The 26400-nt window shown below is 63.7% G+C and carries 28 protein-coding genes and 1 pseudogene; 17 read left to right on the top strand and 12 right to left on the bottom strand.

Annotated features, from left to right (window positions below; all coding sequences use genetic code 11):
- Window positions 1-3: 3 nt before the first annotated feature.
- Entirely contained in the window at window positions 4-948 is a 945-nt protein-coding gene (locus tag IWY39_RS06270; protein ID WP_019051698.1) for an acetyl-CoA carboxylase carboxyltransferase subunit alpha, read from the top strand.
- 71 nt (window positions 949-1019) lie between these two features.
- Window positions 1020-2498, top strand: a complete 1479-nt coding sequence (locus tag IWY39_RS06265; protein ID WP_229380593.1) for a M48 family metalloprotease — start codon at window positions 1020-1022, stop codon at window positions 2496-2498.
- Window positions 2499-2561: 63 nt separating this feature from the next.
- On the opposite strand, the gene IWY39_RS06260 is transcribed toward IWY39_RS06265, so the two are convergent.
- Window positions 2562-2723 carry a Flp family type IVb pilin gene (locus tag IWY39_RS06260; protein ID WP_017182811.1) on the bottom strand — a complete coding sequence of 54 codons (162 nt, stop codon included), beginning with the start codon at window positions 2721-2723 and terminating at the stop codon, window positions 2562-2564.
- Between the two features lie 138 nt (window positions 2724-2861).
- On the bottom strand, window positions 2862-3047 hold the full coding sequence (locus IWY39_RS06255; RefSeq protein WP_017182812.1) for a Flp family type IVb pilin: 186 nt from the start codon (window positions 3045-3047) through the stop codon (window positions 2862-2864).
- 81 nt (window positions 3048-3128) lie between these two features.
- On the opposite strand from IWY39_RS06255, the gene IWY39_RS06250 reads away from it, so the two are divergent.
- A complete protein-coding gene (locus IWY39_RS06250) occupies window positions 3129-3536 on the top strand; it encodes a (deoxy)nucleoside triphosphate pyrophosphohydrolase (protein ID WP_017182813.1) in 408 nt (135 codons plus the stop codon).
- Window positions 3537-3572: 36 nt separating this feature from the next.
- Here the strand turns inward: IWY39_RS06250 and bfr are convergent, their stop codons facing one another.
- The 3 genes from bfr to IWY39_RS06235 all read right to left on the bottom strand — a co-directional run bounded on the left by bfr (window position 3573) and on the right by IWY39_RS06235 (window position 5670).
- A complete protein-coding gene (bfr, locus tag IWY39_RS06245; RefSeq protein ID WP_017182814.1) occupies window positions 3573-4052 on the bottom strand; it encodes a bacterioferritin in 480 nt (159 codons plus the stop codon).
- Between the two features lie 149 nt (window positions 4053-4201).
- A complete protein-coding gene (locus tag IWY39_RS06240; protein WP_017182815.1) occupies window positions 4202-4372 on the bottom strand; it encodes a (2Fe-2S)-binding protein in 171 nt (56 codons plus the stop codon).
- Between the two features lie 59 nt (window positions 4373-4431).
- Complete coding sequence (locus tag IWY39_RS06235; RefSeq protein ID WP_229380592.1) at window positions 4432-5670, bottom strand: DUF418 domain-containing protein; 1239 nt, start codon at window positions 5668-5670, stop codon at window positions 4432-4434.
- 57 nt (window positions 5671-5727) lie between these two features.
- Between IWY39_RS06235 and IWY39_RS06230 the strand changes: the two genes are divergently transcribed.
- Window positions 5728-6510, top strand: coding sequence for a methyltransferase domain-containing protein (locus IWY39_RS06230; RefSeq protein WP_107124104.1), 783 nt, complete (start codon window positions 5728-5730; stop codon window positions 6508-6510).
- Here the strand turns inward: IWY39_RS06230 and IWY39_RS06225 are convergent.
- The 3 genes from IWY39_RS06225 to IWY39_RS06215 all read right to left on the bottom strand — a co-directional run bounded on the left by IWY39_RS06225 (window position 6471) and on the right by IWY39_RS06215 (window position 9771).
- A complete protein-coding gene (locus IWY39_RS06225) occupies window positions 6471-6818 on the bottom strand; it encodes a GIY-YIG nuclease family protein (RefSeq protein ID WP_107124103.1) in 348 nt (115 codons plus the stop codon). The genes IWY39_RS06230 and IWY39_RS06225 overlap by 40 nt on opposite strands.
- 167 nt (window positions 6819-6985) lie before the next feature.
- A complete protein-coding gene (gene purL / locus IWY39_RS06220; RefSeq protein WP_107124102.1) occupies window positions 6986-9175 on the bottom strand; it encodes a phosphoribosylformylglycinamidine synthase subunit PurL in 2190 nt (729 codons plus the stop codon).
- 215 nt (window positions 9176-9390) lie between these two features.
- Window positions 9391-9771: a hypothetical protein gene (locus IWY39_RS06215; RefSeq protein ID WP_017184150.1), complete on the bottom strand. Its 381-nt coding sequence runs from the start codon at window positions 9769-9771 to the stop codon at window positions 9391-9393.
- Window positions 9772-9939: 168 nt separating this feature from the next.
- On the opposite strand from IWY39_RS06215, the gene IWY39_RS06210 reads away from it, so the two are divergent.
- The 6 genes from IWY39_RS06210 to IWY39_RS06185 all read left to right on the top strand — a co-directional run bounded on the left by IWY39_RS06210 (window position 9940) and on the right by IWY39_RS06185 (window position 14261).
- The gene (locus IWY39_RS06210) at window positions 9940-10212 is read left to right on the top strand and encodes an exodeoxyribonuclease VII small subunit (RefSeq protein ID WP_019051707.1); all 273 of its coding nucleotides are present in this window, start codon (window positions 9940-9942) and stop codon (window positions 10210-10212) included.
- 5 nt (window positions 10213-10217) lie between these two features.
- Window positions 10218-11132, top strand: a complete 915-nt coding sequence (locus IWY39_RS06205; protein ID WP_380790590.1) for a polyprenyl synthetase family protein — start codon at window positions 10218-10220, stop codon at window positions 11130-11132.
- 5 nt (window positions 11133-11137) lie between these two features.
- Window positions 11138-11650 carry a pantetheine-phosphate adenylyltransferase gene (gene coaD, locus IWY39_RS06200; RefSeq protein WP_017184153.1) on the top strand — a complete coding sequence of 171 codons (513 nt, stop codon included), beginning with the start codon at window positions 11138-11140 and terminating at the stop codon, window positions 11648-11650.
- Between the two features lie 80 nt (window positions 11651-11730).
- Window positions 11731-12450 (top strand): peptidylprolyl isomerase, encoded by a 720-nt coding sequence (locus IWY39_RS06195; RefSeq protein ID WP_196871412.1) that lies wholly within the window; start codon window positions 11731-11733, stop codon window positions 12448-12450.
- 159 nt (window positions 12451-12609) lie between these two features.
- The gene (queA, locus tag IWY39_RS06190; RefSeq protein ID WP_107124100.1) at window positions 12610-13638 is read left to right on the top strand and encodes a tRNA preQ1(34) S-adenosylmethionine ribosyltransferase-isomerase QueA; all 1029 of its coding nucleotides are present in this window, start codon (window positions 12610-12612) and stop codon (window positions 13636-13638) included.
- Window positions 13639-13682: 44 nt separating this feature from the next.
- On the top strand, window positions 13683-14261 hold the full coding sequence (locus IWY39_RS06185) for a TetR/AcrR family transcriptional regulator (RefSeq protein WP_107124099.1): 579 nt from the start codon (window positions 13683-13685) through the stop codon (window positions 14259-14261).
- A 71-nt stretch (window positions 14262-14332) separates the two neighbouring features.
- Here IWY39_RS06185 and IWY39_RS06180 read toward each other — a convergent pair whose 3' ends face one another.
- Entirely contained in the window at window positions 14333-15220 is an 888-nt protein-coding gene (locus IWY39_RS06180) for a LysR family transcriptional regulator (RefSeq protein WP_017184157.1), read from the bottom strand.
- 101 nt (window positions 15221-15321) lie between these two features.
- Between IWY39_RS06180 and IWY39_RS06175 the strand changes: the two genes are divergently transcribed.
- From IWY39_RS06175 to IWY39_RS06160, 4 genes are read left to right on the top strand one after another with little or no spacing between them, the layout of a single operon-like run.
- Window positions 15322-16431: an S-(hydroxymethyl)glutathione dehydrogenase/class III alcohol dehydrogenase gene (locus tag IWY39_RS06175; protein WP_019051711.1), complete on the top strand. Its 1110-nt coding sequence runs from the start codon at window positions 15322-15324 to the stop codon at window positions 16429-16431.
- A 14-nt stretch (window positions 16432-16445) separates the two neighbouring features.
- Complete coding sequence (locus IWY39_RS06170) at window positions 16446-16829, top strand: VOC family protein (protein ID WP_107124098.1); 384 nt, start codon at window positions 16446-16448, stop codon at window positions 16827-16829.
- Window positions 16830-16834: 5 nt separating this feature from the next.
- Entirely contained in the window at window positions 16835-17680 is an 846-nt protein-coding gene (gene fghA / locus IWY39_RS06165; protein ID WP_107124280.1) for an S-formylglutathione hydrolase, read from the top strand.
- Entirely contained in the window at window positions 17677-18072 is a 396-nt protein-coding gene (locus tag IWY39_RS06160) for a ketosteroid isomerase-related protein (RefSeq protein WP_107124097.1), read from the top strand. The genes fghA and IWY39_RS06160 overlap by 4 nt, the downstream gene beginning before the upstream one ends.
- 178 nt (window positions 18073-18250) lie before the next feature.
- On the opposite strand, the gene ilvD is transcribed toward IWY39_RS06160, so the two are convergent.
- Window positions 18251-20098: a dihydroxy-acid dehydratase gene (ilvD, locus tag IWY39_RS06155; RefSeq protein WP_107124096.1), complete on the bottom strand. Its 1848-nt coding sequence runs from the start codon at window positions 20096-20098 to the stop codon at window positions 18251-18253.
- Window positions 20099-20204: 106 nt separating this feature from the next.
- Between ilvD and IWY39_RS06150 the strand changes: the two genes are divergently transcribed.
- From IWY39_RS06150 to IWY39_RS06140, 3 genes and pseudogenes are all read left to right on the top strand, one after another.
- Window positions 20205-21080, top strand: a complete 876-nt coding sequence (locus IWY39_RS06150) for a LysR family transcriptional regulator (protein WP_107124095.1) — start codon at window positions 20205-20207, stop codon at window positions 21078-21080.
- 55 nt (window positions 21081-21135) lie between these two features.
- Window positions 21136-21918 carry an NUDIX hydrolase gene (locus tag IWY39_RS06145; protein WP_107124094.1) on the top strand — a complete coding sequence of 261 codons (783 nt, stop codon included), beginning with the start codon at window positions 21136-21138 and terminating at the stop codon, window positions 21916-21918.
- A 3-nt stretch (window positions 21919-21921) separates the two neighbouring features.
- A pseudogene (locus tag IWY39_RS06140) lies at window positions 21922-22644 on the top strand (extensin-like domain-containing protein); the annotation flags it as partial.
- Window positions 22645-22758: 114 nt separating this feature from the next.
- Here the strand turns inward: IWY39_RS06140 and trpE are convergent.
- Both trpE and IWY39_RS06130 read right to left on the bottom strand, forming a co-directional pair.
- Window positions 22759-24288, bottom strand: coding sequence for an anthranilate synthase component I (trpE, locus tag IWY39_RS06135; protein ID WP_107124093.1), 1530 nt, complete (start codon window positions 24286-24288; stop codon window positions 22759-22761).
- A gap of 1 nt (window position 24289) precedes the next feature.
- Entirely contained in the window at window positions 24290-26242 is a 1953-nt protein-coding gene (locus IWY39_RS06130; protein ID WP_107124092.1) for a peptidylprolyl isomerase, read from the bottom strand.
- Window positions 26243-26400 lie beyond the last annotated feature (158 nt).

Raw genomic sequence — 26400 nt, 5'->3', positions numbered from 1 at the left:
GCCATGGTCAGCTTTCTGGAATTTGAAAAGCCCGTTGCCGAACTGGAAGCGCGCATTGTCGAACTGCGCGCCACTGCCAGCGTCGGCGACATCAATATCGACGGCGAGATCGCGACGCTGGAACAGCGCGCGGCGAAAATGCTGGCCGATACCTATGCCAAATTGACACCCTGGCAAAAGACGCAGGTGGCGCGTCATCCCGAACGTCCGCATTTCAAGGATTATGTTGCGGGCATGTTCGACAATTTCCTGCCGCTGGCGGGCGATCGCGCCTTTGCCGACGATCAGGCGATATTGGGCGGCTTTGCCACGCTGGGCGAACGGCGGGTGATGGTGATCGGCCATGAGAAGGGCGACGATACCGCCAGCCGGGTGCGGCACAATTTCGGCATGGCCAAGCCCGAAGGCTATCGCAAGGCGATCCGCCTGATGGAACTGGCGGATCGGTTCGGCCTGCCGGTGGTGACGCTGGTGGATACGTCGGGCGCTTTCCCCGGCGTGCAGGCCGAAGAGCGCGGGCAGGCCGAAGCGATTGCGCGGTCGACCGAGGCGTGCCTGAAGCTGGGTGTGCCAATGGTGTCGGCCGTGGTGGGCGAAGGCGGTTCTGGCGGCGCGATCGCGCTGGCGGCGGCCAATCGCGTGCTGATGTTCGAACATGCCGTCTATTCCGTGATTTCCCCCGAAGGCTGCGCGTCGATCCTGTGGCGCACCGCCGACAAGGCGAGCGACGCGGCCACGGCGATGCAGGTGACGGCGCAGCATCTGAAAAATCTGGGCGTAATCGACACGATCGTGCCCGAACCAGTGGGCGGCGCGCATCGCGATCCGGTCGAGGCGATTGCCAGCCTGGGCGCGGCGATCGAGGCGGAACTGGCGGCGCTCGACGGGATGGATGCGTTGGCGCTGCGCACCGACAGGGCGGACAAATTTCTCGCCATCGGCGCTTGAACGACGCTTGACGGGGAACGCTCCGGCCTTTCTTCTCGTTACGATGCGGTAATTGAGGAGGAATTCAGGGGATGAACTGGAAGTTGTCTCTGGCATGCGCCGGAGCGGGCATGGCCGCGCTGGCGGCTGCGCCTGCCGTCGTGGGCCAGCAGCGTGCCATACGCACCACGTCGTCGATCAGCGCGCAGGACAAGGCGAGCGGGGCCAAGCAGCATCCTGAACTGCTCAAGGAATTTGGCGGCGCCTATGCAGGGCCGCAGGCGCGCTATGTCGAGAGCGTGGGGCGTCGCATCGCGGTGCAATCCGGCCTGTCCAACGCCCAGAGTGATTTTACCGTCACGCTGCTCAATTCGCCGGTCAACAACGCCTTCGCGATTCCCGGCGGCTATGTCTATGTCACGCGCCAGTTGATGGCGCTGATGAATGATGAGGCGGAACTGGCCGGGGTGCTGGGGCATGAAGTCGGCCATGTCGCGGCCCGCCATGGGCAGCGTCGGCAACAGGCGGCGCAGCGCAATGCGATCGGCGGCGCCTTGCTGGGCGTTCTGACTGGCGCGTTGCTGGGCGATTCGGGCTTTGCCGGGCTGATTCAGAAAGGGATCGGTACGGGCAGCCAGTTGCTGACGCTGCGATTTTCACGCACGCAGGAATATGAGGCCGACGATCTGGGCATTCGTTACCTGGCATCGGGCGGCTATGATCCGCGCGCTTTATCGGGGATGCTGGCGTCACTGGCGGCGCAGAGCAATCTGGATGCGCGGGTTACGGGCAGTGCGCGGACCATGCCGGAATGGGCCAGCACCCATCCTGACCCCGCATCGCGCGTTGCGCGCGCGTCAAAGGGCGCAGCGAGCAGCGGATCGAAGAGCGTGGTGCGCAACCGGGACGCCTTCCTCAATGCGCTTGACGGCCTGCTCTATGGCGACGATCCCCGGCAGGGCGTGATCGAGGGTAACCGCTTTCGTCATCCCGACCTTCGCCTGAGCTTCACCGCGCCAAACGGCTTCGGCATGGAAAATAGCGCGGACGCGGTTTCGGTGACGGGATCGGGCGGGCAAGCGCAATTTGGCGCGGCGCCCTATTCCGGCAATCTGGCGGCCTATATCGACAATGTCTTTGCGAAACTGGGCGGCGCCAATGGCAGCGTGCCGGAAGGTGAGGCGCGTCGCACGACGATCAACGGTATGCCAGCCGCGTGGCGCACAGTGCGCGCCAACAGCCAGTCGGGCGCAGTCGATGCGACTGTTTTCGCTTATGATTTTGGCGATGGGAAGGCCTACCACTTTCTGTTGCTGACAGCAGCAGGACAGGGCATCGGCCCGTTCAACACCATGGTCCAGTCGGTCCAGCGCCTGTCACCGCAGGAAGCTGCTGCCATCAAGCCCCGCCGGGTCGATGTCTTGACGGTCAAGGCGGGCGATACTGTTCAGTCGCTCAGCCGGCGCATGGCCTATAGCGATTATCAGCTGGAGCGGTTTCTGACGATCAACGCGCTGGCGGCGAATGCATCGCTGCGACCGGGGCAGCGCGTGAAGATCGTCACCTGGTAAAGTCAAACGAAAAGGGGCGGCGAAGTTGCCTTCGCCGCCCCCTGTTTCGACAATGTGTCGGGCTTACTTCAGGTTGCCCGAAACGTTGTTGAAGGTGCCGCTGAGCTTCGTGCCCAGGCTGGTCATCGCGCCAATGGCAGCGACGGCGATCAGAGCCGCGATCAGGCCATATTCAATGGCGGTGGCGCCCTTTTCGTTCTTCAGCATCTTACGGATGAACTGCATGTGATGTCTCCTTGTCTTGAAACTGCGTTTAACTACCCGGCCGCCCCGCTCAAATTGATGTGGTCAGCAAGGAATGAATTAGAGAAGGTCAGTTGAAAAACGGTTAATGGGGATCAAGCGGCTGTCAGATATTGATGGTTAACGGGACGTTACTTCATGGGCCACGTTGTTCCACATGCCCGTCGTCTTGTTTGCGACGTTCGTCAGGGCAGTGATCATGGCGAGCACAACCATGGCGATGATCAGGCCATATTCGACCGCGGTCGCCCCACGTTCGCATCGTATGAGCCCCAAGCGGGCGATGATTTCGATGAACCCGCGCATATGGCTTCCAGTTCGCTACAGACAGTCCCGCATAGACCTGTAAAAGACGCACGGTTAACAAAGCCCTTTCATCGGACCTTTATGGACAGTTTTTCGCCTTTATGGGTGGTCGCCGCCGCCTTGATCGACGCGGATGGCCGCGTTCTTGTGCAGCAAAGACCGCCTGGTCGGGCGATGGCAGGGCTATGGGAGTTTCCCGGCGGCAAGCTGGAACCCGGTGAAACGCCCGAAGCGGCGCTGATCCGCGAGTTGGAGGAGGAACTGGGTATCCGCACCCATGCCAGTTGCCTGGCGCCCGCAACCTTTGCGAGCGAACCGCTGGGCGACAGGCATTTGCTGCTGCTGCTCTATGTCTGCCGGAAATGGGAAGGTGTGGCGCAGGCGCGCCATGCCACCGCGCTGCAATGGGTGCGCCCCGCGCAGATGTACGGTCTGGACATGCCGCCCGCCGATCTGCCGCTGATCGGGATATTGGAGGCTTTGCTCTAAGGGGGAGGGGACGACGCCCCCTCCCGGCGACATATATCAGCCCTCGGCCGGCTTGCTCTGTAGCTGGACATAATTCTGGATGCCCATCCGCTCGATCATTTCGAACTGGGTTTCCAGCGTGTCGATATGCTCTTCCTCGCTTTCGAGGATATATTGGAACAGGTCGCGGGTCACATAATCGCGAATCGATTCACAATAAGCGATCCCGTCCTTGAGCGGGGGCAGCGCTTCATATTCCAGCGCCAGGTCGGCCTTCAATATTTCCTCGACCGTTTCGCCGATCTTGAGGCGGCCAAGCAGCTGAAAATTGGGCAGGCCGTCGAGGAAGAGGATGCGCTCCGCCAGCTTGTCAGCGTGCTTCATCTCGTCGATCGATTCCTCATATTCAAACTTGGCGAGCTTTTCGACGCCCCAGTGGTTGAGGATGCGATAGTGGAGGAAATATTGATTGATCGCGGTTAGCTCATTTTTGAGGACCTCGTTCAGATAGTCGATGACCTTCGGGTCGCCTTTCATGGCGGATACTCCGGCTTGGGGGGATTACCGCCGGACTATAGGCGTCGGGTTCGTTGCTGTTAAGCCAAAAAACCTTGATATTCCGCCATTTTATCATCCGCTATTGCGCCGGCTTCGCGATCGGCAAGTGCGGATGATTTGCAATGCTATCAGGCCGAGGCGCGTTCCGCGGCGATGATCGTGCGGGCGAAGGGCACGCACTGGCCGCATTTGGGGCGGCGGCCAAAGCGGGCATAGGCGCTGCACGGCGTGTCGGCGCCATCGCGCACGGCTTCCTTCAAGTCCTTTTCACGAATGGCATTGCAAACACAGACGACCATCGAAGCACTCTCCTGATAAGGAGAGAGATAGCGCAGATGATAATAGGTCGCAATAGTAATCAGCTGCTCTTGCGAATCTTTTGCGGTTGGCCGCGGATCAGGCTGCGCCAGAGCCATTCCGCCGGGCCAACGGCGAATCGCGACAGCCAAAGCGGCGACCAGAGCAGCATCAACGCCCAGGCGCCCAGCACGAAGGGCAGGAGCAGGGCGGGGCGGACATGGCCGAACAGGCCCAGCCCCCAGCCATAGAAGAGCGAGGTCATGAGCAGGGTGGACCCCAGATAGTTGCTGAGCGTCATTCGCCCCGTGGCAGCCAGGCGGGCGACCAGCGGGTGATCGCGATGACTGGCAAGCAGCCACAGGATGAGCGCGGCCCAGCCCACGGCAAGCGGTATGCGGAAGGGGAAAGACCAGAGCAGGACGGTGCCGAAAGCAGGCAGCGGGGCAAAGTCACTGGCGATGATCCAGATGGCAAGGCCGATCATCGGCAGCAGGCCGATGAGGAAGCAATGGCGCGCGGTGCGCCAATATTGATCGGCAGGCCAGCGGCCCGTGAGAAAGCCGCCCTTGAGCATCGCCATGCCCAGCAGCATGAAGCCCAGCACGTCCAGGGCGGTGAACATGAAACCCCAGAACCATTCGCCGGGGAAAGAAGCGAGCTTGTGCGACAGGATCGTACCGAAGCCGCTGCGATAGGTGGCGATGTCCGCGCGGACGCCGGGACTGGCCGGGTCCGCCAGCGATGCCATGAAGGTCGCAAAGCCGTTGCGCGTGGCCGTTCCCGCGCCGGGCAAGGCGGCGGCATGACCCCAGGCATAGAGGGTGGCGAGGAAGGCGGCGCAGATCAGGAAGTGAAAAAGGAAGATAAGGAAAGCGCTTTTGACGAGCGCCATGGGTTCCTGTCGCACGAAGCCGAGCGCCACCAGGCTGACGACCGCATAGATCGCCAATATGTCCCCCCACCAGAGCAGCAGATAATGCGCTATGCCTATGATGAACAGCCAGCCTGCGCGGATCATCTGGCTGCGGCGGCCGTCACGCCCGGCCATTTCCTCCCGGTCGATCAGCAACAGCATCGATGCGCCGAACAGCATGGCGAACAGCGCGCGCATCTTGCCGTCGAACAGAATCAGGCTGCTCATCCAGAAAGCGATGTCGCCAATGCCGAGCGGCCCCGATGCCGCCGGGTTGAAATAGGCGGATTGGGGCTGGGCGAAGGCCGTGATGTTCATCCACAGGATGCCCATCACCGCGCAACCGCGCAGCACGTCCATGGCGGGGATACGGGGGGATGTCATGACGCTTCCTTGAAGGGGACTGGTCAGCGGCGCAAGCCTCTGCCAAGGCGCGTAGCCATGATTGATGGCTCCAGGCAATGGCGCAAGCAACGGATCAGCGACGCCTTCGGCGCGGCGGCGGCGCATTATGATGACCATGCCGGGCCGCAGCGGCTGGCGGCGGCGCTGGTGGCGGACATTGCCCAGCGGCAAAAGCCCGATGGGGTCACGCGGATATTGGAGATTGGTTGCGGCACCGGGTTCCTGACGCGCGACATTCAGGCGCGCTGGCCGGGCGCAGAGATGGTCGTGACCGACCTGTCGCCAGGGATGCTGGAACAGGCCGCGTCCGCAGGCCATGTCGCGGGGCGGTTCCTGACGATGGACGGGGAAGCGCCGATCTTCGACGGGCCATGGTTTGATCTGATCGTGTCCAGCCTGGCGTTCCAATGGTTCGATGATCTGGCGAGCGGCATTGCGCGGCTGGTGGAGCTGTTGCGGCCGGGCGGGAGCCTGATCTTCTCGACCATGGGGCAGGGCAGCTTTGCCCGCTGGCGGGCCGCGCACGCGCGCTGCGGGCTGGTGGCTGGCGTGCCGGATTATCCGACGCTGGACGATTTGCGCGCGATGCTGGCGCGGTTTGGCGACGCCTTCGCCTTTGACGAGGAGTATGCGCTGGATTGCGGCGGCGCGCGGGGGCTGATCGCCCATTTGCGCGGGATTGGCGCGGTGGTGCCGGGCGAAGGGCGCGCGCCGCTATCGCCGGGCGATTTGCGGCGGGTGATGGCCGCATTCGAGGCTGAAGGCAGCAATGATAGCTATCAGATTCTGTTTGGACGGGTGACGCGAGGCGTGGCGTGATCCGGCAGGCGTTCAAAACCTAATCCGACAGCGAGATCGTCCCAGTGCGGGTTCAATTCCTCAATCATGCTGATTTTCCAGGCACGGTTCCATTTTTTCAAGCGTTTCTCACGGAGGATAGCTTCATCCATCGTGCCATGCTGCTCGAACCACATGAGGCGGTTTACGCCGTAATCACGGGTGAAGCCGGGGACTGCACTGGTGCGATGCTGGTGGAGGCGGGCGATGAGGTCTGATGTAACGCCGATATAGAGGGTGCCGTTGCGTTGGCTGGCTAGGATATACACGCAAGGCTGGCGGATTCGCATGGCGTGATTTTAACAATAGCCGTCGTTCCCACGGAAGTGGGAACCCATGTTGCACTGAACGGTAGGCGCGGGGGTGCGCTAAGGGCGGGCGCGTTGCGCGCCGATTGTATCAAGGTGCGTGACGGGCGTTGGGTCCCCGCCTCCGCGGGGACGACGGGGGTTTGGGATTAGAGTTCGCTGTCCATCAGCTTGGGGAAGAAGCCTTCATGGGCGGCGCGCAGGTCGGTGAGGGGGATGCCGGCAACGGTCGATCCGCCGGTGGTGCCGATACGGATTGCGCCCGGAATGTCGATGTCTGGCGATGCGGTGACGACATAGCGGCCCTGATCTTCGCCAAAGGCAGCGGCGGTGGAGAGCGTGTCGTCGAGCTGCGCGCCGATTTTGCCCGCCAGCGCCATTTCGGCGATCGTGACGATCAGGCCGCCATCGGCAATATCATGAACGGCATTGACCGAGCCCGATGCGACCAGGGTGCGGATCATGTCGGCATTGGCGCGCTCGGCAGCCAGATCGACCTTGGGTGCTTCGCCCGCTTCACGACCCGCGATTTCGCGCAGCCAGATCGACTGGCCCAGATGCGTGCCCAAAGCGCCCTCTGGCCCGCCGATCAGCCAGATGGCGTCGCCTTCATTCTTGAACGCGACCGTCGCCATCACATCGACATCCGCCAGCAAGCCGATCCCGCCAATTGCGGGCGTAGGCAAAATGGCGCTGCCGCCGCCGGTCGCCTTGCTTTCGTTATAGAGCGACACGTTGCCGCTTACGATCGGGAAGTCCAATGCGCGGCAGGCGTCGCCCATGCCGTCAAGGCAGCCGGTCAGCTGTGCCATGATTTCGGGGCGCTGGGGGTTGGCGAAATTAAGGCAGTTGGTCACGGCCAGCGGCTTTGCGCCGACCGCGCTCAGGTTGCGATAGCATTCGGCAATCGCCTGCTTGCCGCCTTCATAGGGGTCTGCATAGCAATAGCGCGGGGTGCAATCGGTGCTGATCGCAATGCCCTTGCTGGAGCCGTGGACGCGAACGACGGCCGCATCGCCGCCGGGGCGCTGGACGGTGTCCGCGCCGACCATATGGTCATATTGTTCCCAGATCCAGCGGCGGCTGGCGATGTCCGGGCTGCCCATCAGCGTGATGAGGTCCGCGCCGATGTCAGTGGATTCGGGGATGTCGCCGAGCGGCTGGACGCCCGACCAGGCCTTATAGTCGTCCAGCGGCATGGAGGGGCGATCATAGAGCGGGGCGTCGTCCGCCAGCGGAGCCAGCGGAATGTCGCACACGGTTTCGCCATGATGGACCAGGACCATGCGGCCCGTGTCGGTGACTTCGCCGATGACCGCGAAATCCAGTTCCCATTTGTGGAAAATGGCTTCGGCAAAGGCTTCGCGGCCCGGCTTCAAGACCATCAACATGCGCTCCTGGCTTTCGGAGAGCATCATTTCATAGGCAGTCATGCCGGTTTCGCGCTGCGGCACGGCATCCATGTTGAGGAGCAGGCCGACGCCGCCCTTCGACGCCATTTCGACGCTGGAGGAGGTGAGGCCCGCCGCGCCCATATCCTGAATAGCGACGATCGCGTCGGACGCCATGAGTTCAAGGCAGGCTTCGATCAGCAGCTTTTCGGTGAAGGGATCGCCGACCTGCACGGTCGGGCGCTTGGCGTCGGCATCGTCGCCGAAATCGGCGCTGGCCATGGTCGCGCCATGGATGCCGTCGCGGCCGGTCTTGGAGCCGACATAGACGATGGAGTTGCCAACGCCCGACGCGGCGGAATAGAAAATCTTGTCGGTGTCCGCGATGCCCACGGTCATGGCGTTGACCAGGATATTGCCGTCATAGGCGGGGTGGAAATTGACCTCGCCGCCCAAGGTGGGCACGCCGACGCAATTGCCATAGCCGCCAATGCCGCGCACCACCCCGCTGATCAGGTGGCGCATCTTGGGATGATCGGGCCGACCGAAGCGCAGCGCGTTCATATTGGCGACCGGGCGCGCGCCCATGGTGAACACGTCGCGCAAAATGCCGCCAACGCCGGTCGCTGCACCCTGATAGGGTTCGATATAGCTGGGGTGGTTGTGGCTCTCCATCTTGAAGATCGCCGCCTGACCATCGCCAATATCGACCACGCCTGCATTCTCGCCGGGGCCGCAAATGACCTGCGGGCCAGTGGTCGGCAGCTTCATCAGGTGGATCTTGGAGCTTTTATAGCTGCAATGTTCCGACCACATGACCGAGAATATGCCCAGTTCCGTGAGGTTCGGTTCGCGGCCGATCGCTTTCAGAACGCGGTCATATTCTTCCGGGCTGAGGCCATGTTCGGCGACGATTTCCGGGGTGATGTGGGGAGCGGTGCTGGACATGTGCGCGCCTTTAGCGGGGCGGCGCAGGATTCACAATGGTGGGTGTGGGGGTACGCGCAGCACCCACGTCGAACCCCCTCTTCCAACTTCGCCTAGCCAGCAAGCTGACAAGGCTGCGTATCCTTCTCCCCAGCGGGGAGAAGATGTGTGGGACAAGAAAAAGGCCGGACCTTTGGGGAAAGGTCCGGCCCGGGAATGAGGAAGCTGCGTGCGTCTTAGACGTGGCAGGCCTGTGCGCCTTTGCCGGGCACGGTGATGGTGACTTCGTCGCCCGCGCCGCTGACTTCAAAGCCTTCGGCCGTGAAGGGCTTGCCGACTTCTTCCGCCTTCAGCGTGGTGGCGGGGCCGCCCTTTTCAGTGCGCAGCTGGGCCGTCTTGTCGTCGCTCATATAGTCGACGAAGATCAGGCTGTTGTCCTTGCACCGGAACTGCTTGTTGGCCTTGACCGACGGGGGCAGCTCGACAGGCGCGGCGTTGGCCAGTTCGGCAGCCATCGGATCGGCAGGGCCGCCAACGACTTCAGGTTCGTCATTCTTGTTGCAGGCGCTCAGCAGAGTGAGCGAGGCAACGGCGATCAGGGGAATGTAAAATTTCATAGCGGTCCTTCTATGTGCACCTGCAACAACCTGCGTCAACGCAAAACTGCGCTTAATCCCCCATCGCTATCATATGACGTCATGACGACACGATGACAGTCATGAAAGCGGGCACGAAAGCCGGTGTGATGGCTTGACCGGGGCGGCAGTGGCGGTCAATGCAGGGACATGGCAGACGATAGCAGCACGGCCCCTTCCAATTCGGCCCTTGATCCGGCCAATCTTTCTTTCGAGGATGCGCTGCGCGCGCTCGAAACGATCGTGCGGCGGCTCGAAAGCGGCGACGTGCCGCTCGACGAGTCGATCTCGCTCTATGCGCAGGGCGAGGAATTGCGCAAACGCTGTACAGAGCGGCTGGCGTCGGCGGAGGCGCGGATCGCCAAGCTGACGACAGACGCCAGCGGCGCCGTAACCGGCGCGCAGCCGTTCGGCGCGGAATGAGCGGCATGATCGGGGGAGAGACGGCCTCCGCCGGGGCGTTGGTCAAGGCGCGCGCGGCAGAAGTCGCGGCCGCGATCGACCGCGCGTTCGACCATCTGTTGGGCGTGCCGGACGATCCACGGGCGCGACTGTATGAGGCGATGCGACATGCCGCGATCGGCGGCGGCAAAAGGTTGCGGCCATTGCTGGTGCAGGCGACCAGCGACCTGTTCCATCTGTCGCGCGAATCGGCGCTGCGGGTCGGCCTGGCGATCGAGTGCATCCATGTCTATTCGCTGGTGCATGACGATCTGCCCGCGATGGACAATGACGACATGCGCCGGGGCAAGGCGACCGTCCACAAGGCGTTTGACGAGGCGACGGCCATATTGGCCGGCGATTGCCTGCACGATCTGGCGTTCCAGATCCTGTCCGACGAGGAAACCCATCCCGACCCGTTCGTGCGGATAGAATTGGTGCGCGCGCTGGCGCTGGCCAGCGGTCCTGCTGGCATGGCGGGCGGACAGATGATGGACCTGGAGGCGGAACATGCCCGGTTCGACCTGGCCACCGTCACCCGGCTGCAAAACCTAAAGACCGGGGCGCTGATCGCCTTTTGCGTCGATGCCGCCGCGATCATGGCCCGCATCCCGGTCGATGCGCGTACCGGCTTGCATGGCTATGCGCGCGACATCGGGCTGGCGTTCCAGATTGCCGACGATCTGCTGGATGTAGAGGGCGACGCGACGCTGGCGGGCAAGGCGCTGGGCAAGGATGCGGCGGCGGGCAAGGAAACCTTCGTGTCGCTTCTGGGCGTCGATCGGGCGCGGGCGCAGGCGCACATGCTGGTCGATCAGGCCAAGGCGCATCTGCATGGCTATGGCGCGGAAGCCGACCTGCTGCGCGCCATAGCCGACTATATCGTGGAAAGGGATCGCTAAACGGCATGAGCAAGCAGCGCATAGGTGTCTATCCCGGCACGTTCGACCCGATTACATTGGGGCATATGGACATCATCCGGCGCGGCGCGAAGCTGGTCGACCGGCTGGTGATCGGTGTGACGACCAACATCAGCAAGTCGCCCATGTTCAGCGATGAGGAACGGCTGGAGATGGTCCGGCGCGAATGCGCGGCGATCGACGCCGACATTGTGGTCGTCGGCTTCAACTCGCTGCTGATGGACTTTGCCGAATCGCAGGGCGCGAGCGTCATCATTCGCGGGCTGCGCGCGGTCGCCGACTTTGAATATGAATATCAAATGGCGGGGATGAACCAGCAGATCAACGCCCGCGTCGAAACGGTATTCCTGATGGCGGATGTGTGCCTGCAACCGATCGCGTCGCGACTGGTCAAGGAAATCGCGCTCTATGGCGGGCCGATCCATAAATTTGTGGGGCCGGTGGTGCGCGACGAAGTCGTGGCGCGGGTAGAAAAACTGGGGCGCAAGGGCAGCGTATAAGCTCGCTCAGCCTGCGTTCAGTTGCCAATCGCGATCAGCGCGCTATCAGGACGGCCAAGATATTGAGGAAAGTAAGTCCCATGCGTTTCACCTGCGCGCTCAAGACCGTGGCGATCGGCATCGCCCTCACTGCGTCCGGCATGGCCTATGCCCAGGGCGGCGGTAGCAAGGGCGATGAAATGAAGAAGGCGGAGGCTGCGGCGCGGGCGGCGGAGAATGCCAAGTCGCTGGGCGGCGACCTGACCCCCAAGCTGCCGCCTGCGGTGGTGCCGGCCGATCCGCAGAATATCTGGGATCTGGACCTGTCGAGCGGCGGGCGGGTGCGTATCCAGCTGCGCCCCGACATCGCGCCCAACCATGTCGAGCGGATCAAGGAACTGACCCGGCAGGGTTTCTACAATGGCCTGAAATTCCATCGCGTCATTCCGGGCTTCATGGCGCAGGGCGGCGACCCCAAGGGCGATGGCACGGGCGGTTCGACCTTGCCGGACCTGAAGGCCGAGTTCAACCCGATGCCCCATTTGCGCGGTACCGTGTCGATGGCCCGCGCCCAGAGCGAGGATAGCGCCAACAGCCAGTTCTTCATCGTGCTGTTGCCCAGAATGCAGCTCGACAAGAAATATACGGTGTTTGGCCGGGTGATCGAGGGCATGAATTATGTCGATGCGATTGCGCAGGGCGAACCGCCCGCCAACCCGACCGTGATCCTGCAAGCATCGATCGAGAGCGTCGGCAAGCCGCCGGTGACCGCGCCCGTCGCCCCGGTTGCACCGTCGATTATTGGCGCGCCGGCGAAATAAGCGGGAGAAGGGGCTGGTTCGTCCGGCCACCATCCCTTCGCTTTATCATAATTATAGCACCGGGTGTTCCCGCGAAGGCGGGAATCCAGTCCAGAGGGGGACTGGGTTCCCGCCTTCGCGGGAACACCGATAAAGGCTGAACAGGGCAGCGTTTAGACCATGCGCGTAGACCTTTTCGATTTCGACCTGCCGCCGGAGAATATTGCGCTGCGGCCTGCGTCGCCGCGCGATAGTGCGCGCTTGCTGCTGGTGCCGGACCAGGGTGACTTTGCTGATCTGAGCGTGCGTGACCTGCCCTCGCTGTTGCGGGCGGGCGATGTGCTGGTGTTCAACGACACGCGCGTCATTCCTGCCCAGCTGGAGGGGATGCGCGGCAATGCGCGGATCGGGGCGACGCTGCACAAAAGGCTGGGGCTGCGCCAGTGGCAAGCCTTTTTGCGCAATGCCAAGCGGGTGCGTGACGGTGACCGGATCGATTTCGGCGCGGGGGTCTCGGCCATTGCCGGGCCGCGCGACGATGATGGCGGGGTGACGCTGAGCTTCGAGGGCGAGGAGCCGGTGGAGATATTGCTGGAGCGGGCGGGGCGGATGCCATTGCCGCCCTATATCGCCAGCAAGCGTCCGACCGACGAGCGCGACCGGGCCGATTATCAGACGATGTTCGCGCGGGAGGATGGTGCAGTGGCAGCGCCCACGGCTGCGCTGCATTTCACCCCGACCTTGATGGCGGCGCTGGCGGAGCGCGGCATCGTGACCGAGACGCTGACGCTGCATGTGGGCGCGGGGACATTCCTGCCGGTCAAGGCGGACGATACCGACGATCATCGGATGCACGCCGAATGGGGCCGGATCGAGGCGGCAACGGCGGAGCGGCTGAATGCTGCGCGGGCAGCGGGCGGGCGGCTGATTGCCGTTGGCACCACCAGCCTGCGCCTGCTGGAAAGCGCGGCGGGCGAGGATGGCATCATCCGTGCCTTTGCCGACGAAACCCGGATTTTCATCACGCCGGGCTATCGGTTCCGGGCGGTCGACGGGTTGATGACCAATTTCCATTTGCCCAAATCAACCCTGTTCATGCTGGTCAGCGCGCTGATGGGGACGGAGCGGATGCGGGCGGCTTATGCCCATGCGATCGGGGCGGGCTATCGTTTCTACAGCTATGGCGATTCGTCGCTGCTGCTGCCGTGACGCCGGGATGATCCGGGGCGGCATTTTGTGCTAGGCCAGCGCGCATGAGCAAGCAGGCGGGAAGCGAGGAAGGCGGGCGGTCCCGGCGCGAGGAGATACTCGCGATCGCGGCGCAGCTGTTCGCGCGCAAGGGCTATCGTGGCACGTCGATGCGCGACATTGGCGAGGCGTCCGGGGTGCTGGGCGGATCGCTCTATCACCATATCAAGTCCAAGGACGCGCTGTTCGTTGAACTGCATAATGGCGCGCTCGATGAAGCGGAGGCGCGGATCGCGGCCGCCGTGGCGGACCTGGCCGATCCGTGGGACCGACTGGAAGCGGCGTGCGTCGCGCTGCTGGAGGTGCAGTTGGCACCCGATTCGCTGACGACGCCGATGATGAATGATTTTCGCGAAGTGCCCGACGTTGTGCGTATGCAGCTTGTGGCGCGGCGCGACCGTTTCGAGGGGCTGTTCCGGGCGATCGTGGCCGACCTGCCTTTACCGGCGGGGATCGACAGGTCGATCTATCGCAATCTGCTCCTGTCGCAACTCAATGCCGCGGCGGACTGGTTCAGGCCCGGTCGCCTGACCCCGCGCGAGATTGCGGTGCAGGTGGCGCGGATCTTCCGGCACGAGGATTAGAATGTCATGACTTCAGGGTGAAACTCCCAACCTTCGCTCGAAACGAACGGGCCAAGGCAAGTCGTCATGCCCTAGTCCCGCCGGGCCAGCGCCACGGGCAATTCGCTGCGCAACAGGTCGAGCAGGCCGGTAATCTTGGGCAAGAGGTGTCGGCGCTGGGGATAGACGGCCCAGATCGGTTCATCCTCCATCGCGAAATTGGCGAGCAGCGGCACCAGCGCGCCGGACGCGATATGGGGCAGGACGTAAAATTCGGGCAGCTGGCATATGCCCATGCCTGCGATGGCGGCCTGCGCCACCGCTTCCCCGCTGTTGCAGCGCCAGCGGCCGCGCGGGCGGATGGTTTCGATCCGGCCCCAGGAGCGAAACTGCCAACTGGTCGTGGTGCCGATCAGGCAGTCATGATGGGCAAGGTCGGCAATGGCGTTGGGCGTGCCGCGCGCCGCGAGATAGGCTGGGGCGGCGCAGGTATAGAGGGTGCGCGAAGCAATGCGCGTGCCGATCAGGCGGCTATCGGCCAGCGTTCCCGTGCGGATCGCCATGTCATACCCCTCGCCGATCAGGTCCACCAGCCGGTTGGTCAGCTCTATCGTGACAGCGAGTTTGACATAGCGCGCGGCGAATGCGCGGACGATGGGGGCGATGAAGCGCTCCCCCATGGCGGTCGAGCAGGTGATGCGCAGGTCGCCCTGCGGTTCCGCCCCTTCGCTGATCAGCGCAATGGCTTCGTCCCGTTCGGTGACGATACGGCTGCAATGATCGTAGAAGAGGCGGCCCGTGTCGGTCAGCCGGACGGTGCGGGTCGTGCGGTGAAAGAGTGGGCGTTGCACCCGATTTTCCAGCGCGGCGATTGCGCGGCTCATATGGGTGGTGGACAGGCCGAGCGCATCCGCGCCGCCCTTGAAACTGCCGGTGGTCGCCACGGCGACAAATTCGTCGATCCCATCCCAGCCACGCATGGATTATCCCTGATATGAAATAATGAATTGCAACAATCCCTCCTTATCGCGCGGGTGGGATATTGCTAGGGCGGAGCCATATCAAAACAGGAGCTTTCCCCATGAAAACCCGCGCCGCCGTCGCCTTTGAAGCCAAAAAGCCGCTGGAGATCGTCGAGGTCGATCTGGAGGGGCCGAAAGCGGGTGAAGTGCTGGTCGAGATCATGGCGACCGGCATTTGCCATACCGACGCCTACACGCTGGACGGGTTCGACAGCGAGGGCATTTTCCCGTCGATCCTGGGGCATGAAGGCGCGGGCATCGTGCGCGAGGTGGGACCGGGCGTCACGAGCGTGCAGCCGGGCGATCATGTCATCCCGCTCTACACGCCCGAATGCCGCCAGTGCAAAAGCTGCCTCAGTGGCAAGACCAACCTGTGCACCGCGATCCGCGCGACGCAGGGCAAGGGGCTGATGCCCGACGGCACGACGCGCTTTTCCTACAAGGGCCAGCCGATCTTTCACTATATGGGCTGCTCGACCTTCTCCAACTTCACCGTGCTGCCCGAAATCGCGGTCGCGAAAATCCGCGAGGACGCGCCGTTCGACAAGAGCTGTTACATTGGCTGCGGCGTGACCACGGGCGTGGGCGCGGTGGTGAACAGCGCCAAGGTGACGCCGGGGTCCAACGTCATCATCTTCGGCCTGGGCGGCATTGGCCTGAACGTCATTCAGGGCGCGAAGCTGGTCGGCGCGGACATGATCATCGGCGTCGACATCAATGACAGCAAGGAAGAATGGGGCCGCCGGTTCGGCATGACCCACTTCGTCAATCCCAACAAGGTGGAGGGCGACATCGTCCAGCATCTTGTCGCGCTGACCGATGGCGGGGCGGACTATACGTTCGATTGCACCGGCAATACCGGGGTGATGCGCACCGCGCTGGAGGCGTGCCATCGCGGCTGGGGCGAAAGCATCATCATCGGTGTGGCCGAAGCGGGCAAGGAAATCAGCACCCGCCCGTTCCAGCTGGTCACTGGCCGGGTGTGGAAGGGCAGCGCGTTCGGCGGGGCCAAGGGCCGGACCGATGTGCCCAAGATCGTCGACTGGTACATGAACGGCAAGATCGAGATCGACCCGATGATCACCCATATGCTGAGCCTGGAAGAGATCAACAAAGGGTTTGACCTGATGCATGCGGGCGAGAGCATCCGCAGCGTCGTTGTGTTCTGAACGGAGAGCGATCCATGTTTACCCATGTCTATTTCGGCACCAACGACATTGAAAAGGCGCGCGCCTTCTGGGACGCGACCATGGGGGCGCTGGGCTATGCCGCGGCCCCCTATCCCAATGGCCTGATCTATCCGTCGGCCAGCGGCGCGGTGGTGGTGGCCAAGCCCGCCGATGGCGCGCCAGCGACCTCTGCCAACGGCCATACGCTGGGCTTTGCCGCGAAAAGCTATGCCGAGGTGGACGCCTTTCACGACAATGGCGTTGCGGCAGGCGGCACGAGCGAAGGCGCGCCGGGCTTCCGTGCCAATTCGCCCGGCAATATGTATGGCGCCTATCTGCGTGACCCGGACGGTAACAAGATTTGCGCCTATGCGCCCAATGTCGGGCCGAAGGATTGAACGGCGTGGAGACTGTTTCGGAAAATCGCGCCTTTGGCGGTGTGCAGGGCGTGTATCGCCATGCATCGGCCAGCACGGGGACGGACATGGTCTTTTCCGTGTTCGTGCCGCCGCATGAGGCGGGGGCGAAGCTGCCGGTGGTCTGGTATCTGTCGGGCCTGACCTGCACCCATGCCAATGTGACCGAGAAAGGCGAGTTTCGCGCGATCTGCGCCGAACTGGGGCTGATCTTCGTCGCGCCCGACACGTCGCCGCGGGGCGAAGGCGTGGCTGACGATCCCGATGGCGCTTATGATTTCGGGCTGGGCGCCGGTTTTTACGTCGATGCGACCGAGGCGCCCTTTGCGGCGCATTACAAGATGTGGTCCTATGTGACGGAAGAACTGCCCGCGCTGATCGCAGCGGAATTTCCCGCCGACATGGGGCGGCAGTCGATCATGGGCCATTCGATGGGCGGGCATGGCGCGCTGACGATCGGGCTGACGCTGGCGGATCGGTTCAAGGCGGTGTCGGCCTTTGCGCCGATCGTCGCGCCAAGCCAGGTGCCATGGGGTCAGAAGGCGCTGTCAGGCTATCTGGGCGATGACAAGACGGCGTGGCGCAAGCATGATGCGGTCGCGCTGATCAAGGATGGCGCGCGGGTCGATGCATTGCTGGTCGATCAGGGTGGAGCGGACGGGTTTCTGGACAAGGAACTGCGCCCGGACCTGCTGCGCACGGCCTGCGACGCGGCGGGGATCGACCTGACGCTGACGGTGCGGGACGGCTACGACCATAGCTATTATTTCATCTCCACCTTCATGGCGGATCATCTGCGTTGGCATGGGGAAAGATTGGGGCAAGGGGCATGAGCGATAGGATTTTGCGCGACTATTATGCCGCCTTCAATCGCGGGGACAGCGCCGCGATGCTGGCGCTGCTGACCGACGATGTGGTGCATGAACCGAGCCAGGGCGCGGTGCGCAACGGCAAGGCGACCTTTGCCGAATTTCTGGACCATATGAACCGCTGCTATAGCGAGACGGTGATCGAGCCTGTGTTCCTGACATCGGCCGACGGCACGCGGGCGGCGGCGGAGTTCATGCTGGAGGGCAAATATCTGGTGACCGACGGCGATTTGCCCGCGGCGGCCGGGCAGCGATACCGGCTGCGGGTCGGGGCGTTTTTCGAGATGCGCGACGGCAGGATCGCGCGGGTGAGCAACCATTATAATCTGGCGGACTGGCTGGCGCAGGTGGGGTGAGGCCCGCCATAACGGGAAGCGATTCATACCCTTTGCAAGTCCTGCACGAAAATCCTCCCCTGCAAGGGGAGGTGTCAGCGCGTAGCGATGACGGAGGGGTGTCACCCTATCGATAGAAGGACACCCCTCCGTCTGGCCTGCGGCCAGCCACCTCCCCTTAAAGGGGAGGATATTCTGATCATTCGATCTGGCTGACGTCGCGCACTGCGCCCTTGGCGGCGTTGGTGGTCATGGCGGCATAGGCGCGCAGGGCCGGTGAGACGTCGCGCTTGCGGCCAAAGGGCTTCCACGCCTTTGCCCCCATCTTTTCCATTTCGGTGCGGCGTTCGGCCAGGACGGCATCGTCCAGGTCCAGCTTGATGATGCGATTGGGAATGTCGATGACGATCGGATCGCCGGTCTGGACCAGCGCGATCAGGCCGCCTTCGGCTGCTTCGGGCGAGACATGGCCGATCGACAGGCCCGACGTGCCGCCCGAAAAGCGGCCATCGGTGATGAGGGCGCATGCCTTGCCCAGTCCCTTGGATTTCAGATAGCTGGTCGGATAGAGCATTTCCTGCATGCCCGGTCCGCCCTTTGGCCCTTCATAGCGGATGACGACGACGTCGCCGGCCTTGACCTCATTGCCCAAAATGCCCGCGACCGAGGCGTCCTGACTTTCATAGACGCGCGCCGTGCCGTGGAAAGTGAGGATGCTATCGTCCACGCCCGCCGTCTTGACGATGCAGCCTTCGGGCGCAAGGTTGCCATAGAGGACGGCAAGGCCGCCATCCTTGGAAAAGGGATGGTCTGCGGAGCGGATCACGCCCGTTTCGCGGTCCAGGTCCAGCTCGTCCCAGCGGGCCGACTGGCTGAACGCGGTCTGGGTCGGGACGCCGCCGGGCGCTGCGCGGAAGAAGGCGCGGACTTCATCGCTGTTGGTGCGGCCAATATCCCAGCGGGCGAGCGCTGCGGCCATCGTCGGCGCGTGGACGGTCGGCAGGCTGGTGTCTACCAGCCCCGCGCGCTCCAGTTCGCCCAATATCGCCATGATGCCACCGGCGCGGTGCACATCCTCCATATGCACGTCCTGCTTGGCGGGCGCGACCTTGCACAGGCAGGGGACGCGGCGCGACAGGCGGTCGATGTCGGCCATGGTGAAATCGACCCCGCCTTCATGGGCGGCGGCCAAAAGGTGAAGCACGGTGTTGGTCGAGCCGCCCATGGCGATGTCCAGGCTCATCGCATTTTCGAACGCGGCGAAGCTGGCAATGGTGCGCGGCAGGGCGGTGGCGTCATCCTGTTCATACCAGCGCTTGGCGAGATCGACGATGACATGGCCCGCTTCACGGAACAGCCGTTCGCGATCGGCATGGGTGGCGAGCGTCGAACCATTGCCGGGCAGCGAGAGGCCAAGCGCTTCGGTCAGGCAGTTCATCGAATTGGCCGTGAACATGCCAGAGCATGACCCGCAAGTGGGGCAGGCGGAACGTTCGATGGTTTTGACTTCTTCGTCGGTATAGCTTTCGTCGGCGGCGACGACCATGGCGTCGACCAGATCGAGCGCCACTTCCTTGCCGCGCATCACGACCTTGCCCGCTTCCATCGGCCCGCCGGAAACGAACACGGCGGGGATATTGAGGCGCATCGCGGCCATCAACATGCCGGGCGTGATCTTGTCGCAATTGGAGATGCAGACCATCGCGTCGGCGCAATGGGCGTTGACCATATATTCGACGCTGTCGGCGATCAGATCACGACTGGGGAGCGAATAGAGCATCCCGCCATGACCCATGGCGATGCCGTCATCGACCGCGATGGTGTTGAATTCCTTGGCGACGCCGCCTGCCGCCTCGATCTCGCGGGCGACCAGCTGGCCCAGATCCTTGAGGTGGACATGGCCGGGGACGAACTGGGTGAAGCTGTTGACCACGGCGATGATCGGCTTGCCGAAATCCTCATCCTTCATGCCCGTCGCGCGCCACAGCCCGCGCGCGCCCGCCATGTTGCGGCCATGGGTGGTGGTTCTGGAGCGATAGGCAGGCATGGTCGATGTCCCTGAAAAGATAATCCTCGCGGGCGGCTCTATACCCGTTGGGTTTGGGTATGAAATATATTATTTATGCTTCATTAGGTCGCAGGACATATGAAACATGGACATCCGCCAGTTGCGGCATTTCGTCATGGTCGCCGAAACGCTACATTTCGGGCAGGCGGCGGAACGGCTGCATATGACCCAGCCACCGCTCAGCCAGTCGATCCTGATGCTGGAGCGCGAACTGGGCGCGCCGCTGTTCGCACGGACCAAGCGGCGGGTCGCGCTGACCCCGTTCGGGGCGCAATGGCTGGAGCAGGTGCGCCCGGCAATCGCCGCGATCGACGCGCTGCCGGATGCGGCGCGGCAGTTGCACGAGGGGCGGGCCGGGCATCTGGCGCTCTCCTTCGTCAGCACCGCCGATTATAGCGTGTTGCCCGCGCTGGTGCGCCGCTATGCCGCGCTGTTCCCGCAGGTCGAAATCCGCCTGACGGAGGCGACCAGCGACGTGCAGATTCCGGCATTGCTGGCGGGGCAGGCGCATGCGGGCATATTGATCCCGCCCGCTGATGCGCCCTTGCCGCCGGACCTGTGCTATCGCCGCCTGATCCGCGAACCGCTGGTCGCGGCATTGCCGGAGCAATGGGTGGAGGCAGGGGCGATCGATGCGGCGGCGATCGTGTCGCTGCCGCTGATCCTGTTCCCGCGCGCGGTGGCGCCCGCCTTTCACGATCTGGTCACCGGCTATTATGCGGCGCGCGGCGCGCAGGCCAATATCGTGCAGCAGGCGATCCAGATGCAGACGATCATCAGCCTGGTGTCGGCGGGGCTGGGGATTGCGCTGGTTCCGGCTTCGCTGCGCAATCTGGCGCGGGCGGGCGTGGTCTATGCCGATCTTGGCGATCCGCCAATGCTGGAAACCGGGCTGGCGTGGCGGCGGGAGGATGAGACGCCGACATTGCGCCAGTTTCTGGAATTGGCACAAGGGGCATGAGAAGATCGCTGGCGCGGGCTTTACCGGCTGGCATCGCCGGGCGTAGAGCAAGGGCATGACAATGGAAGATGATGCAGGTCGCCCCGCAGCGACGGTAGTGATCGTGCGCGATCGGCCCGATGGGCCGCCCGACATATTGATGATGGAACGGGCATCGACCATGGCCTTTGCCGCGGGCGCGCTGGTCTTTCCCGGCGGCGGGGTGGACGCGCATGACCATGTGCTGGCGGCACGGATCGATCATGGGCTTGAACAGGATGAGGCCGCGGCGCGGATCGCGGCGATCCGCGAAACGATTGAGGAAAGCGGGCTGGGCATTGGCTTGATGGGGGAGTTGGCAGGCGCGGTCGACGGGCCGGTGGTGTTGTCGCTGCGACAGGGGTTGCTGGCCGGGACGATGCTGGGCGATTTGCTCGATAGCCATGGCCTGACGCTGGCGCTCGATCAGTTGACGCCCTTTGCCCGATGGCATCCGGCACCGTTTGAAAAGGCGATCCGGGTCTATGACACGCGCTTTTACATCGCGCGCGCGCCCGACGCGCAGGAAGCCGTCGCCGACGCGACGGAGAATGTGCATCTGTTCTGGAGCAGCGCCACCGCCACGCTGGCGCGATGCGATGCGGGGGATGGGCGTATCATCTTTCCCACCCGGCGCAATCTGGAGCGGTTGGCGCTGGCGGGAAGCCATGCCGAGATGATCGCCCATGCCGCCGCCCACCCGGTTGAAAAAGTGCGGCCATGGGTGGAAGATCGCGACGGCGAACAGCATTTATGTATCCCGGATCATTTGGGCTATCCCGTCACATCGGAACCTTTCTGGCAGGTCCGGCGTGGTTAGGGGATGCGTCAAATCCACCTGTTCCTGCGTCACATCCTGTTCTGGGGCGTTTTGCTCTGCCTGATCCTGCTGGCCTATGCCGTGCTGCGGCAGCGGCCGCAGGACCTGCCCTGGACAAAGATCGACCTTGATCAGCCGATTGGCCTGTTTACCGGGCGCAAGCTGGCGGCGCTGACGGGGGAGCGGGCGCAATGTCTGGCGCTGCTGGAACAGGCGGGCGTGCCCTATAGCGCGATGGAGCCGGGCGGGTCGGGGCAGTGCGTCTATGATGATGCCGTACGGCTGAAAGCCGAACGTGGGGCGCTGGCCTACGCCCCGGCGGCGGTCGCGCCTTCCTGCCCGGTGGTGGCTGCGCTCAAGTTATGGGAGTGGCAGGTGGTCCAGCCTGCCGCGCAGCGCATCTATGGCCAGCCGGTCGCGTCGCTGCGGCATTTTGGCAGCTATAGCTGTCGGCGGATGTACGGGCGCAGCGCTGGCGATTTCAGCGAACATGCGACTGCTGATGCGATCGACATCGCTGCCTTTGTCCTGGCGGACGGGCGGCAGATCAGCGTGCTGAACGATTGGGACGGCAAGGCCAGAGACGCTGAGTTTCTGCGCGCGGTGCGGGACGGGGCGTGCGACCTGTTTTCGACCGTGCTGTCGCCTGACTATAACAAGGCGCACCGCGATCATTTCCATCTGGATCAGGCGGAACGCGGCGCAATTGGCGGACGGGCGTGCCGGCGACATTGCTCCGCTCAATACGTCATGCCAGCGAAGGCTGGCATCCCATTTTTCTTTTCGGCGCTTGAGCAAAAGAAGGGAGATCCCAGCTTTCGCTGGGATGACGAGAGGATTTTATTGGCCGAACCCGCTTTCGCGCGCCAGCGCCACCGCCTCACGCGCTGCCGCCAGTAGCGCGCCGCTCTTGGCTTCGCATTCGCGTTGTTCATATTCGGGGGTGGAATCGGCGACGATCCCGGCCCCTGCCTGGACATGCATGACGCCGTCTTTCAGCACGGCGGTACGCAGGACGATGCAGCTGTCCATATTGCCGTCCGGGCTGAAATAGCCGACGCCGCCAGCATAGGCGCCACGGGTTTCAGGCTCCAGTTCGGCGATGATCTCGCACGCGCGGACCTTGGGTGCGCCCGATACGGTGCCCGCCGGGAAGCCTGCAAACAGCGCGTCGATCGCGTCCTTGTCCGGCGCCAGCTGGCCAACGACGTTGGAAACAATGTGCATGACATGGCTGTAGAATTCGACCGTGTAGCTGTCGGTCACGGTCACGCTACCAGCAGTTGCGACACGGCCGACATCGTTGCGGCCAAGGTCCAGCAGCATCAGATGTTCGGCCCGTTCCTTTGGATCGGACAACAGGCTTTCGCGGTTGGCGGCGTCCTCCACGGCGTTTTTGCCGCGCGAGCGGGTGCCCGCGATCGGGCGGATCGTGACTTCGCCATTACGGGCGCGAACCAATATTTCCGGCGACGATCCGATCAGCGCAAAGCCGGGCAGGTCGAGATAATAAAGGAAGGGCGAGGGATTGATCCGCCGCAGCGCGCGATAGAGAGCGATCGGCGGCAGGCTGAACGGGCTGGTGAAACGCTGCGCCAGCACGACCTGAAAAATATCGCCCGCGACGATATAGTCCTTGGCCCTGGTCACCATGGCGGCATAGCGGCCAGGCTCCAGAACCGGGGTCACCGCGATGTCGGCCATGTTCGCCGGGGCGGGGGTGGCAGGCAGCGGGGCGGCGAGGCGCGCGGCGGTCGCGTCGATCCGTTCGAGCGCGGCGTCGATCGCCCGATCAGCAGCGCCTTCCGCATCGGTAAAGCTGCCCTTCCACACCGGCGCGACCAGATAGAGGGCGTCGGCCAGCCGGTCGAATATCAGGATCACGGTCGGGCGCACGAACAGCATGTCGGGCAGGGCGATGGGATTGGGCGCGGGGCGGGGCAGTTTTTCGACCAGCCCGACCGTCTCATAGCCGAAATAGCCGACAAGGCAGGCGAGCGCGGCGGGCAGGGCGGGATCAAGTTCCGCGCGGCATTCGGCGACCAGCGCCCGCAACGCCGTCAGCGCGTCGGCCTCCAGCGGCTCGAACGCGGTGCGGTCGGTCGCCCATTGGCGGTTGATCTGCGCCTTGTCGCCATCGGCGCGGAACAGGAGGTCGGGGGCGAGGCCGATCAGGCTGTGGCGACCGCGCACCGCGCCGCCCTCCACCGATTCAAGCAGGAAGTCGCCGCGATCCGCCTCGAACAATTTGAGCGCGGCGGAAATGGGCGTGTCGGTGTCGGCAATCTGACGCCGCCACACCAGCGCCGATTCGCCCCGCGCCAGCGCCGCGCGCGCGAAAGCGATGCCGTCCCCGCCCGTTGCGCCCATATTATTGGCCGCCGCTATTGGTGGCGGTCAGCGCCGTGCGGGCTTCTGCCACAGATTTGGCATTGCGGGTCACGCCCAACTCTTTTTCGACCGCGCGCTCGAACTGCTGGCCATATTCCTGGCCGACGACTTCGCTCAGCTGATCGCGCACCTGTTTCAGCAGTTCAGGCTGATCCTTGGCATCGCCGCGCTGAATCGCGTTCAACTGGACGACGAACTGACCGCGATCCTGACCGATCGGCAGGGTCTTGACTGTGTTGGGGGCCATCGAGAAGAGAATGGCGACTTCCGCGGGCGGACGCTGTTCACCGCGCATGATGTCGGCGCGGCGGCCGCCCAGCACCTGCGGCGCGGGCAGCTTGACGCCGACAGCGGCGACGGCATCGGCCAGTTTCATGCCCTTGGCGACCTTGGCGCGAATCTCCTCGGCCACCTTCTTGGCTTTCTCATTCCCCTGGTTGAGCTGGTACTGCGCCTGCACCAGCGCCTTGACCTTAGCCAGCGGCGGCGGCGCGGCCGCGACAATGTCAGTGGGAGCGATGAGCGCATAGCGCTTGTCCGGGGTGATCGGCACCAGCTGCGCGTCGTCATCCGCGCTCATGGCGAATGCAGGCGCGATCAGCGGTTGCAGGTCGGGAGAGGGGACATAGGCCGAATCCTCGACCTGCTTGCCGGTGGCGAGCAGCAGCGGGCTGGTTTCGAGTTTCAGGCCATTATCCTTGGCCACTTCATCGAATGTGCCGCCATCGGCAATCTGATCCTCCAGCTTGCCGGTCAGTTCGGTGAGCAGCGCCTTTTCCTTCTGCGCGCGCAATGTCTCGACAATCTCGCTGCGTACCGCGGCAAGCGGACGGGCCGGGGTTTGCGTGATTGCGGTGACGCGCAGCACGATCCAGCCAAGCGGACCACGCACGGGACCGACAATGTCGCCCTGCTTGGCGGCAAAGGCGGCATCGGCAACCGCCTTGCCCGCCGACGCGGTGAGGGCGGCCTGGCTCTGATCGGTCAGCGTCAGCGCTTCAAGGCCGGCGTCCTTTGCGGCGGCGGACAGCGCGGTGCCGCCCTTCACCTTGTCAGCGATCGCCTTGGCACCGGCCTGCGTCGGCAGCACCAGCTGTTCGACGCTGCGGTTTTGCTTGGCGGCATAGGCGGCCTTGTTCTGATTATAGGCGGCGGCGATTTCCGCGTCGCTGGGCTGCGATGCCTGCGCGAACCGCTGGGCGTCGATCACCGCATACCGGATGCGGCGCTGTTCGGGGATGGTGAAGCGGTCTGCGTTGCGCTTGTAATAATCGGTCAGTTGCGCGTCGGTCGGCACCTTGTCGTCCAGAAAGGCGACCGCCGGGATCGCGGCGATCGTACCCTGCCGCGCTTCCAGCAGCAGCGATGCGTAAGGCAGCACCAGCGAGTCGGAGAGCTTGACGCCAAGGCCCACCGGACCCAGCAACTGGCGCTCCAGAATTTCGCGGCTGATGTCATCGCGCAGCGCCTGTTCGGTGATGCGTTCGCGGATCAGCAGCGAACGGAAATTATCCTGGCTGAAATTGCCCGCCGCGTCCTGAAAGGCGGGGATCTGCGCAATCTGGGCATCCACGAGCCGCTTGGAAATATGCACGCCCTGATCATCGGCAAAGGCGCGCAGCGTCAGCGATGCGACCAACTGGTCGAACACCTGTGTCGCGCCGCCCTGCGCAAAGAATTCGCCGATCGTCAAAGCGGAATTGGACCTGCGGGCATTTTCATAGACGCGCTGGATGCGATCCTGCACTTCGCTTTGCGACAGGCTATGGCCGCCAGCCTTGGCCGCCGTGCCGCCGCTGCCGCGCAGGGTGCTGCCGAACTGGCCGTTGGACAGGTCGCCCAGGATGAAGGCGCCGGCGATGACCGCCAGGAAGAGGATCGCAAAGACCGCGCCGAACCGGGAGCGAGTGAAGCGGCGAAAGACAGCAAGCATGAAAATGTCCGAACAGCGGGCGTGATGGCGGTCGCTTTAAGGCGGTATAGGCGCGGCGGCAAGCGCCCACGGTCATGCAATGTCTGGCGCAGCCAGTCTGGACAAATGCACCCGCCCCGTTCATCGCGACCACGCGTGCAGCAAAAACAAATATGGGG

This window comes from Sphingobium sp. JAI105, from assembly GCF_015752145.1.
GTDB lineage: Bacteria > Pseudomonadota > Alphaproteobacteria > Sphingomonadales > Sphingomonadaceae > Sphingobium > Sphingobium xenophagum.
Note: the sequence above shows the minus strand (reverse complement) of the source record. Positions and strands in the feature narration are given on the sequence as shown.